Consider the following 10758-nt stretch of genomic DNA (forward strand, 5'->3'; position numbering starts at 1 on the left):
CATCTTTCAGACAAGCTTCTCGGCAGTGAGTTGTAGCAGTTTTATTACTTTGCTTTCTATTTCAGACGAGTCGTACAGCTCATTTCCAAGCCAGATGAAGGCTATTGCGGCTTTCTTGTTTTCCTTTTCCAGAAAGTCTTTCAGTATAAATTTGTTTTTCCTGTATGCCTCTCTTATCTGCCTCTTGACACGGTTTCTTTTTACGGCTCTTTTGAATTTCTTTTTAGGTACACTTATCAGAAGTGAAATTGTGGGAAGCGATTCTTCCTCTACAGGCATATAGACTATTCTGAGCGGGAATGCAGGCAGAGACTTGCTTCCGCCTGAAAACAGCTTTTCTATTATTATCTTGCTGTTCAGTCTCTCTTCCTTCTGTAGTGTGAATATTTTCTTCTCGCTCATTAATCTTTATTTTATAGTTAAAAAACAAATCGGGAGTTCCGCACCGCAAAGTTAAAAACTTTCCCGATACAAAACTCCCGATTATGGGTGATATTTGTTCTTTTATTACTTATTATGTTCGCGAATGAAAGAATCAAGTGCAGCAGGCATTGATGGAGCTGTTGCAGATGGAGCTTCAAGATCCAGACGCAATCCTGCATCTTTCACAGCTTTGGCTGTTGTAGGTCCGAAGCATCCTATAGCGATATCTTTCTGTTCGAAGTCAGGGAAGTTCTTCATTAACGACTGTATTCCCGCAGGGCTGAAGAAAACCAACATGTCGTAATCGAAGCTTTCTTCAGGTGTGAAGTCATTGCTTACTGTACGATACATAACAGCTTCAGTGTGCTGTATCTTATGCTTGTCGAGCAAATCTTTTACCTCATCGTTGTGAACATCCGACATAGGGATAAAATACTTCTCTGTATTGTGTTTGATGATTGTAGGAAGCAAGTCTGCAAACTTTCCGCTTGGTCCGAAGAATACTTTGCGTTTTCTGTACTGTACATATTTCTGTATGTAGAGTGCTATAGCTTCTGATGTACAGAAATACTTCATTGTTTCCGGTATCGTAACACGCAAATCCACACAAAGATTAAAGAAGTGGTCTATTGCATGGCGTGATGTGAACACGATAGCTGTATGGTCCAAGATAGAAACTTTCTGCTGTCTGAATTCCTTTGCAGTCAGGCTCTCTACTTTTATAAACGGGCGAAAATCTATCTTCACTCCGTATTTCTCAGCAATGTCAAAATAAGGAGACTTCTCTGTTGTCGGTTTTGGCTGAGAAACAAGAACTTTCTTTATCTTCAATGCTTTAAATTTTTAATATCAATATGCTGTTAATTAATTCTATACCTTTCCACAGAAACAGGTCGGGTATTATTTCGAGGGTGCAAAAGTACAAAATTAAATGTAAAACGCCATGAAAACCTCTGAAAAAGTACCTAAAACACTTGTAAAATAACAATATTTTACTTATAAAGATGATAATTAGTATGATTTTCGCGGAAAAATGAAATTCCGAGTCAAGAAATACGATGTAAAGCGCAGTGATAAAAAGTATAAATCCCAGTGCGGCAATTATGTTAAAAACGGCTTCAATCCATAATTTGTTTTTCTCTTTTTCGAAGAAAACCCAGTTTATGAAAGAATATATAAACCATTTGATTATCAGATATGATATTAATACTCCTATGTATATTCCCAACATTACAGTATGCTTTGTCTTGAAAAAGAAATCAGGATCGGAGTATGAATAGTAATGATAAATAAGCAAGCCTCCCATTATACATGACACACCACACAGCAGTACAGTAGGAATGTTGGATGTGGAGTTGTAGCTGTCGTCGAATATATTGGTCCTTTCTGATGAAGTGGAAAAGCAGTTGCGTAATATTCTGATAATTCCTTTTTTCTCGTTTTGAAGGGCTATGACAATGAGGAGAAGACCTGACACTATGGCAAGCATGACGTTACTGTCCGAAACCAATTTGTAAGGCATTGCCTCACCTTGCATACCGCTGTCTGGCGGTACTGAGATTTCTTCGGTTTCAGGTTTTACGCATACACTGTCGTTGAATAATTTCCACTCATTCATATCTGCTATCTGTATAAATGCTTATATAGCCGCAAATTTACGAAATTCTTTGTTCCATATCGGTATTGTATATAATAAATCTACTGCCTCTTCCGGAGTATTTGCCACTTCCCACAGTTTTACATGTTCCGGTCTCATAAAGTTTTCTTCAATGGCTTTTTCAAGCATATTGAGTAGGGGGGTGAAATATCCGTTTATGTTCAGAACTACTATAGGCTTGAGATACAGCCCAAGCTGCTTCCATGTGATTATTTCCAGCAGTTCCTCCAGTGTGCCGCATCCTCCCGGTAGTGTGATTACTGCATCACTCATTTCGGCCATGAGGCTTTTTCTTTCGTGCATTGTCTCGGTTTCAACGGTCTGTGTCAGTCCTGTATGGTTCCAGCCTTGCTCTACCATGAAGTGTGGAATAACTCCTGTCACTTTTCCTCCTGCTTCAAGAGCTGAATCCGATACGGCTGCCATTAGTCCCTGACATCCGGCTCCGTTTATTACATTTATACCTTTTTCTGCCAGCAGTTTACCTAATTGTCTTGCTGCTTCGAAGTAAGCCTCGTCTATCTTTGTGCTTGATGCGCAATAAACGCATACTGATTTTATATTTTCCAAGTCTTTAATTTTAGTTGTTAGTTTTTAGTTGTTAGAAGATAACAGCGAATGACATTGTAACCTGTCAATACAAAAAAATGAAGAATGAAGACACTATGTGCCATTCATTCTTCATTTTATATCTTATTGGATTATAGTCCGAAAGCTTCTTTTACTTTGTCAACATAATCCAGTTTCTCCCATGTGAAGAGTTCTACCTCAACAGTCTTGTTGCCTTCGTAAACAGATTCGAATGTTTTTGTAACAACTTTTGGTTCGCGTCCCATGTGTCCGTAAGCAGCTGTTTCGCTGTAGATAGGGTTACGGAGTTTCAGGCGCTGTTCGATAGCTTTAGGTCTCATGTCGAATATTTCGTCAATCTTCTTGGCTATCTCACCGTCGGTCATTTTTACATTGCTTCTTCCGTAAGTGTTTACGTAGATGTTGATAGGTTTCGCAACACCGATTGCGTATGATACCTGTACCAGTATTTCATCTGCTACACCTGCCGCTACAAGGTTCTTAGCGATGTGGCGAGCAGCATATGCTGCGCTACGGTCAACCTTACTTGGGTCTTTACCGGAGAAAGCACCACCACCGTGAGCACCGGCTCCACCGTATGTGTCAACGATAATCTTACGTCCGGTCAGACCTGTATCACCGTGAGGACCACCGATAACGAACTTACCAGTAGGGTTTACGTGATACTTGATGTTGTCGTTGAACAGAGCCAATACTGCAGGATTGTGTATCTCTGCTATCACTCTTGGCATAAGTACTTCGATAACGTCCTTACGGATTGTTGCAAGCATTTCTTCGTCAGCCTTCAATTGAGCTTCTTTAGAAGAATCAGCAGGAGCAACGAACTCATCGTGCTGTGTAGAAACTACGATAGTGTCTATTCTTACAGGACGGCGGTCGTCATCGTATTCGATAGTAACCTGGCTTTTTGAGTCCGGACGGAGGTAAGTCATTACTTTGCCTTCGCGACGGATGTCGGCAAGTACTCTAAGTATCTTGTGAGCAAGGTCGAGCGAAAGAGGCATGTAGTTTTCAGTTTCGTTTGTAGCGTAACCGAACATCATACCCTGGTCGCCTGCACCCTGGTCCATTGGTTCTTCGCGTTCCACTCCGCGGTTGATATCTGCACTCTGTTCGTGGATTGCAGAAAGTACTCCGCATGAGTTTCCTTCAAACATATACTCGCTCTTTGTATAGCCAATCTTGTTGATAACCTCTCTGGCTACACGCTGCAAGTCGATGTACGCATTGGTTTTCACTTCTCCTGCCAGTACCACCTGTCCGGTAGTTACCAATGTTTCGCAAGCTACTTTAGAACTGGGGTCATAAGCCAACAGTTTGTCAAGCACAGCATCCGATATTTGATCGGCTACTTTGTCGGGGTGTCCTTCAGACACTGATTCGGATGTGAATAAATATCCCATTTTACGTTTTAAATTAAAAAATTAGTGATTGTAATTATCCGTGTACGGACAGAGTAGGAATGTTGGAATAAATATATGTGTTTTAGCATTTTTTTCCGTGGTTGCAAGCTACTCAAATCTTTCCACTTTTTATTTTCGCCTGCAAAGATACGCATATTAATTGGAATAATTACAAAATGCATATTATTTTAACATACTTGGCCTAGGAAAGTTATAGATGTGCTGGAAAAAACTTATAAATATGCTGTCGTAACCTATAAATCAAACTTGTGTTTTTATAAACAACACTGTTGTTTATAAAAATCACAGTGATATTTATATAAACAACAGTGTGGTTTATAGATTTATTCAAGATGTTTTAGTTTTTTTGTTTTGTGTTGATATTATAATTTGAGCTGTCGAATAATTTGCGACAGCTCAAATTATATAAGAAATTCACTCTACACTAATGTGATATTTCTTTTAGTCTCTTCTTAAAAACAGGATGTACGGCATCACCTGCAATTTCTACTAATGGTTTCATAACGAAATCCCTTTCTGTCATAAGCGGGTGGGGGATGGTCAGTTCATCTGACTTCATAATCATATCATCGTAAAGGAGGATGTCGATGTCAATAGGTCGGTCGGAATATACTTTGTTTACAGATTTCTGTGTTCTGCCCATTTCTATTTCTATTTCTTTTATAATATGAAGAATAGCCGCAGGTTCGAGCGATGTATCCACACAAAGGGCTGCATTCAGGAATGAGTTGTCTGATTCGAATCCCCAAGGTTCTGTCACATAAAAAGAAGATAGGGAAGTTACCCTCCCTATCTTTTCTTCTATATGGTTTACTGCAGTAAGCAGATTGTTTCTTTTGTCGCCAAGGTTGGTACCAAGGCCCAAGAATACTTTTGCCATAATTATTTGTCGAGTATAAGCATTGCATCGCCGTAAGTTCCGAAGCGGTAGTCTTCTTTAAGGGCGATGTTGTAGGCATCCATTATCAGTTCGTATCCACCGTACGAGCAAACCAGCATAAGCATTGTTGACATAGGCATGTTGAAGTTGCTCACCATTGAGTTTGCCACGCTGAAATCGTATGGAGGGAAGATGAACTTGTTTGTCCAGCCTTCGTATTCCTTGAGGTGGCCGTCTGTACTTACTGCAGTTTCGATTGTCCTCATTACAGTAGTACCTACGGCACAGATATTGTGACCGTTGTCTTTGGCTTTGTTGACGATGCGGCATGCTTCTGCATTGACAAACATCTGCTCAGAATCAACTTTATGTTTTGTAAGGTCCTCGACGTCTATTTCGCGGAAGTTGCCAAGTCCGGCATGCATTGTGATGAATGCGAAGTCGATACCTTTGATTTCCATACGTTTCATAAGCTCGCGGCTGAAGTGCAATCCTGAAGCCGGAACTGTAACGGCTCCTTCGTTCTTTGCAAAGATATTCTGGAAACGTTCTTCGTCAATAGGCTCTGCACGGCGGTTGATGAATGGAGGCAATGGTGGTTCGCCAAGCGCATAAAGGGCTTTCTTGAACTCGTCGTGCGGACCGTCGTAAAGGAAGCGTAGTGTACGTCCTCTTGAAGTTGTGTTGTCTATAACTTCGGCTACCATAGAGTCATCTTCGCCGAAATACAGCTTGTTACCGATACGTATCTTACGTGCTGGATCGACAAGAACGTCCCACAGACGTAGCTCTTCGTTCAGTTCCCTGAGCAGGAAAACTTCGATTTTGGCTCCGGTCTTTTCTTTGTTTCCGTACAAACGCGCAGGGAATACTTTAGTGTCGTTAAAGATAAACACATCCTTGTCGTCGAAATAATTCAGGATGTCCTTGAACACTTTGTGCTCTATTTCGCCTGTTGATTTATGTACCACCATCAGGCGCGACTCGTCTCTGTAGTCGGTAGGATACAGAGCAATTTTTTCATCCGGCAATTTGAATTTGAATTGTGACAGTTTCATCTTTTGTTCCTTTCTTTCCTTAATCGTTTGTAACTTTAATATCTTGCTTGTCGAGCCATTGCTCGAAATCTTCAGGCTTCATACAGTCTTCCAGTTTCACATCTCCCACTCGGGTACGTATCAGTCCCGTGAGGTGTGCGCCGCTGTCTAGGGCTTGTCCGATATCCCTTGCCAGAGCCCTGATGTAAGTTCCTTTGCTGCAGACTACTCTGATTTTTATTTCAGGCAGGTTGCATTCCAGTAGCTCTATATCATCTATAACAAGTGTCTTGGCTTTTAGTTCAACTTCATCGCCTTTTCTTGCAAGGTCGTAAGCTCTTTTACCGTCAACCTTACATGCTGAGAATACCGGTGGCACCTGTTCTATGGTTCCTATGAACTTTTTCAGTACTTCCTCCACCATTTCGCGGGTGATGTGTTCGGTGGGATAAGTAGCGTCTATCTCCTTTTCAAGGTCGAACGACGGAGTGGTAGCTCCCAGTTGCAGAGTGGCGATGTATTCCTTGGTGTGATACTGAAATTCTTCTATTCTTTTTGTTGCCTTTCCTGTGCATATAATCATCACTCCTGTGGCAAGGGGATCAAGTGTTCCGGCATGTCCCACTTTTATTTTCTTCACCCCCATTTTGCGGCTTATGTGATATCTAAGCTTGTTTACTACAGCAAATGATGTCCACTTCAGAGGTTTGTCTATGTATAGAATTTCTCCTTCCTTAAAATCCAGCATACAGACCGTTTTAGTTCAATAATGATACAGCTATAGTTATGGCACCGGCTATGGCACAATAAATACCGAAGTAAACCAGTTTTCCTTTCTTCACGATGTTTATCATCCATTTGCAGGCTATACATCCGGAGATGAAGGCCGCAAGGAAACCTGCTATGAGTGCGCCTATAGACATTTCAGCGTTGGCTGCCGATGCGTCTTTCACTATTTCCATTCCGCTCAATAATGCTTCACCCAGTATCGGAGGAATAACCATAAGGAATGAGAATTGTGCAAGTGTCTCTTTCTTGTTGCCTAATAACAATCCTGTGGCTATGGTAGAGCCTGAACGTGAGAGTCCCGGCATTACTGCACAAGCCTGTGCCAAACCGATAATGAACGCGTCTTTCATGCTGATTTTCTCTTTGGTGCGAGGCTTGGCATAATAAGAGAATACCAACAGAGATGCAGTGACCAACAGCATTATTCCTACAATCAGAAGTCCTGAACTGAATATGTCTTCTACATAGTCTTTGAAGAACACTCCTACAATTCCCACAGGAATCATGGAAACTATGATGTTCAGTACATATTTAGTCTCTTCGTTCATCTGGAATTTGAACAGACCACGGAAAATCCAGTCTATCTCTTTCCACAATATTACCAGAGTACTAAGTACGGTCGCCACATGCACCACAATGGTGAATGTCAAGTTTTCTTCACCTTCTATTCCAAAAAGTGCAGAGCCGATGGCAAGATGCCCACTACTGCTCACAGGCAGGTATTCTGTGAGTCCTTGAAGGATTCCCAGAATAATAGCTTCAATCCAAGTCATGTTTTGTTATTCTTAATTTTCGATATTTTCTGAAATTGATTTTGGTTTACGCAGTATGCCGTATATCATGAAAATAAATCCTACGAAGCATACAAAAGGTGCCACTTTGATGCGGCGCACACTGAAAATGTCCGGTTCGAATGCTGTTTCTGTCGAACCCGGGCCTGTCATCAGCAGAAAGCCGATGATGATGACTGCCATCCCTATCCCCAGGAGGATGAAGTTTGTCTTGTCGAATGCAAATTTAGTTCTGTCCATATCTTGATAATGTTATTGTTTTCAATACAGTTCGCTTATTTTCATGCGCAGATATTTGTTGATTGATATATATGCGCACAGTGTGGTTATTATCATACCGAATACCATTACTGCAGCCGCTACAATCATTATGCTTTTAGGCGATACGATAGCCAGAAGTTCAGGCTCGTATTTCACTGCCGTATATGCCGATGCTGTAAGAATGGCGTTTGCCACAGCTCCGGAAAGTATTCCTATCCACAGGTTTCTGGTGATGAACGGACGGCGTATGAACCCCCAGCTTGCACCTACCAGCTTCATGGTGTGTATCAGAAACCTTTTGGAATAGATGGTCAGACGTATGGTATTGTTTATCAGCGAGAATGATATCAGCGAGAGCAGAACTGCAAGTCCCAGCAGGAAAGCGCTTATTTTCTGAAGGTTCCTGTTTACGGAGTCAAGCAGATTTTGAGGATAACTTATTTCCAATATGCTCTTGTTAGCCATAAGCTCTTTCTCGATCCATTTTATGCTGTCCGGATTAGTATATCCAGCGTTAAGCTTTATCTCTATGGAAGCGTTGAACGGATTATGTCCCAAAAATTCACTAGGATCTGTTCCCATGGCTTCTATTTGTTCTTTAAGAGCCTGATCCTTCGATATATAGACTGTCTGTTTAACGTAATCTTTCTTGTTGAGGCTTTCCTGAAGCTTTATTATGGAAGTCTCCTTTATTCCGTCGTCAAGTATAGCGCTGAAGGCTATGTTTTCTCTGATATACACAGAAAGATTGTTTGCCGTCAGTACGAAAAAGACTACCAGTCCCAACAGAAACAATACCATTGTGGTACTTATTCCTGCCGTTATAAATTGCATGTCGAATATAGACTTATGTTTTCTCATAACTGTTTCTTTCTGAATATATAAATCATTGAACTGCTCTTGTCCTTATGGTTTATAGATGCTATCCATGCTTTTGCTCCTGTCAATAGTCCTCGAACAAATGTATTCGACTTTTTCATATACTTCTCGCTAAGCATTGACACATAAAATGCATCGAATGGCATAGGATATCTTTCTGTCATCACAAAACCATGTTTTGAGGCTATTTTCTTGATTGTAGTAGGAGTAAAGTGCCATAAGTGCCTTGGAACATCATATGCTGCCCACATATTTTTATACTTTTCCGCATCATAAGACGCCGCATTAGGTACTGCTATTATCAATGCTCCGCTATCTTTAAGTATTTTACCCAAAGTCTCCCATGTACGGTTCAGTTGTTCCAAATGTTCCATTACGTGCCATAGGGTGATAACATCGAATGTTTTGTCCTTAATGGTAAACAAATCTTCCGGAGGGTTGACCTTTATTCCGAAATGCTCTTTTGCGAATTCTCTTGCCTGAGGACTTTTTTCGATGGCAGACACCTGCCAGCCTTCTCTTTTCATCTTGTCGGCAAAATATCCTGTTCCTGTTCCTATGTCAAGAATTCTTCCGCATGTAAGATTGCTGCTTTTACCAACGAGTTTGGCTTTTTCGGAAAGCATATACTTTCTTACCTTATGATATACCGAATTCATAAGGCCCTTGTGAGTATCGCTGTGTGAAATATAGTCCGGTGATTCGTAATATCTGCCGATCTCGGATTCGACAGGAGCATTTTGAGTAAACAAAAAGTTACAGTTAGTACATCGGCACAAATCGAATGATTCGCCCGTGGCATAATGGTCTGTACATGTCATAACCTTCTCAAACCGGCTTTGTCCGCATATCGGACACTTATCTATATATAGTTTACTCACTTTTATCCCTAATTTCCTGCAAAATAACAAAATAAATAGGTATATATGGCATTTATTTAAAAGTTTTTAAGAGTAGGAGCGTATATTCACTGTTTTTTGCTATCTTCGTATGTAAAATAAACAGGAGATTATGAATAATAGAAAACTTACACGTTCCAATGACCGCATGATAGCCGGTGTATGTGCAGGTCTGGCAGAATATTTTGGCTTTGATACAACTTTAGTAAGAGTAGCTTATGCATTGCTTACTGTGTTTACTGCATTTTCCGGTGTGATAGTATATCTTATACTTATGATTGTGATGCCGGAGAGGAGATGGTGATAATACAGATGATGATAATGTAATAAGACTTTGTTCTTGGCAATAAATGATTTATTCCTTTTGGGGGTTAATGAAATTCATCTATGATTTGAGTCTCAAACTATAGATGAATTTCATTAATTTTATATTTTTATTTTACAATAACTATACCGCCTTCAGGTTGGATAACAACATTAACAGAGGATGTATCTTTAATTTTAAGAACTTCTTTCTGAGGTTGACGGTTTTTATTGTCATAATAATATGTGCATTCGTTACCGTTATCAAGCATTGATAAATTTAGCTTCAGTTTTAGTGGTTCTTTCAATGCATTGACTCCTGCTATATACCATTTGTTGTTATGACGGCGTGCCAAAACACAATATTTACCAGGATATCCGTCTATAAATCTTGTTTCATCCCAAGTGGTAGGAACATCTTTCATAAACTCTATCATGGAAGAAGGTGCGTCGTACATGTTATTAGGAGTTATTGCAAAGTTCTGTATAGGATTTTGAAACAAAACGGCTGTTGCAATTTGAAATACGTCTGTCGTACGGCGTATTGCTCCACCATCATTTGTTTTGTTAAGGTATTTATTTAATACTGTACCACCAAACTCCATGCAACCTATAGTGTTACGGATAAAGGGATGTAATGTTGCATTATATGCTTCATTATCATCATAATATTGATTAAGTAAGTGATCTAAAATATTTTTATATTCAGCATAAATTATTAATATTGTCTCATGATATTTTAGAAATTGAATCATGAAACATATAAAAGTGCTTGAATTGAGTGAGGCTGATCGCCTCAAACTTGAGAAAGGGTATCATAATGG

At 40.1% G+C, this 10758-nt stretch carries 13 protein-coding genes and 1 pseudogene; 1 reads left to right on the forward strand and 13 read right to left on the reverse strand.

Going from position 1 to position 10758, the window contains the following annotated elements; translation table 11 throughout:
* Positions 1–6 precede the first annotated feature (6 nt).
* The 12 genes from rnpA to OCV82_RS14165 all read right to left on the reverse strand — a co-directional run bounded on the left by rnpA (position 7) and on the right by OCV82_RS14165 (position 9613).
* Positions 7–402, reverse strand: coding sequence for a ribonuclease P protein component (gene rnpA / locus OCV82_RS14110; RefSeq protein WP_154044998.1), 396 nt, complete (start codon positions 400–402; stop codon positions 7–9).
* A 105-nt stretch (positions 403–507) separates the two neighbouring features.
* A complete protein-coding gene (locus OCV82_RS14115) occupies positions 508–1254 on the reverse strand; it encodes a uroporphyrinogen-III synthase (RefSeq protein ID WP_154044999.1) in 747 nt (248 codons plus the stop codon).
* Positions 1255–1258: 4 nt separating this feature from the next.
* Positions 1259–2041: a DUF4271 domain-containing protein gene (locus tag OCV82_RS14120; protein ID WP_154045000.1), complete on the reverse strand. Its 783-nt coding sequence runs from the start codon at positions 2039–2041 to the stop codon at positions 1259–1261.
* Positions 2042–2062: 21 nt separating this feature from the next.
* Positions 2063–2650, reverse strand: a complete 588-nt coding sequence (locus OCV82_RS14125; RefSeq protein ID WP_154045001.1) for an LOG family protein — start codon at positions 2648–2650, stop codon at positions 2063–2065.
* Positions 2651–2781: 131 nt separating this feature from the next.
* On the reverse strand, positions 2782–4074 hold the full coding sequence (metK, locus tag OCV82_RS14130) for a methionine adenosyltransferase (RefSeq protein WP_154045002.1): 1293 nt from the start codon (positions 4072–4074) through the stop codon (positions 2782–2784).
* 445 nt (positions 4075–4519) lie between these two features.
* Complete coding sequence (gene folK / locus OCV82_RS14135; RefSeq protein WP_154045003.1) at positions 4520–4975, reverse strand: 2-amino-4-hydroxy-6-hydroxymethyldihydropteridine diphosphokinase; 456 nt, start codon at positions 4973–4975, stop codon at positions 4520–4522.
* Positions 4976–4977: 2 nt separating this feature from the next.
* Positions 4978–6033 (reverse strand): tRNA preQ1(34) S-adenosylmethionine ribosyltransferase-isomerase QueA, encoded by a 1056-nt coding sequence (gene queA / locus OCV82_RS14140; RefSeq protein WP_154045004.1) that lies wholly within the window; start codon positions 6031–6033, stop codon positions 4978–4980.
* A gap of 19 nt (positions 6034–6052) precedes the next feature.
* Complete coding sequence (gene truB / locus OCV82_RS14145) at positions 6053–6757, reverse strand: tRNA pseudouridine(55) synthase TruB (protein ID WP_154045012.1); 705 nt, start codon at positions 6755–6757, stop codon at positions 6053–6055.
* A gap of 13 nt (positions 6758–6770) precedes the next feature.
* Entirely contained in the window at positions 6771–7574 is an 804-nt protein-coding gene (locus OCV82_RS14150) for an undecaprenyl-diphosphate phosphatase (RefSeq protein ID WP_154045005.1), read from the reverse strand.
* Between the two features lie 12 nt (positions 7575–7586).
* Positions 7587–7832 carry a DUF3098 domain-containing protein gene (locus OCV82_RS14155; protein ID WP_154045006.1) on the reverse strand — a complete coding sequence of 82 codons (246 nt, stop codon included), beginning with the start codon at positions 7830–7832 and terminating at the stop codon, positions 7587–7589.
* A gap of 21 nt (positions 7833–7853) precedes the next feature.
* The gene (locus OCV82_RS14160; RefSeq protein ID WP_154045007.1) at positions 7854–8714 is read right to left on the reverse strand and encodes a cell division protein FtsX; all 861 of its coding nucleotides are present in this window, start codon (positions 8712–8714) and stop codon (positions 7854–7856) included.
* Positions 8711–9613: a class I SAM-dependent methyltransferase gene (locus tag OCV82_RS14165; protein WP_154045008.1), complete on the reverse strand. Its 903-nt coding sequence runs from the start codon at positions 9611–9613 to the stop codon at positions 8711–8713. Before OCV82_RS14165 ends, OCV82_RS14160 begins: the two co-directional genes overlap by 4 nt.
* A gap of 127 nt (positions 9614–9740) precedes the next feature.
* On the opposite strand from OCV82_RS14165, the gene OCV82_RS14170 reads away from it, so the two are divergent.
* Positions 9741–9935, forward strand: a complete 195-nt coding sequence (locus OCV82_RS14170) for a PspC domain-containing protein (protein WP_262543799.1) — start codon at positions 9741–9743, stop codon at positions 9933–9935.
* 130 nt (positions 9936–10065) lie between these two features.
* On the opposite strand, the pseudogene OCV82_RS14175 reads toward OCV82_RS14170, so the two are convergent.
* Positions 10066–10599: pseudogene (locus OCV82_RS14175) on the reverse strand (glycoside hydrolase family 97 C-terminal domain-containing protein); the annotation flags it as partial.
* Positions 10600–10758 lie beyond the last annotated feature (159 nt).

This window comes from Bacteroides cellulolyticus, from assembly GCF_025567135.1.
GTDB lineage: Bacteria > Bacteroidota > Bacteroidia > Bacteroidales > Bacteroidaceae > Phocaeicola > Phocaeicola cellulolyticus.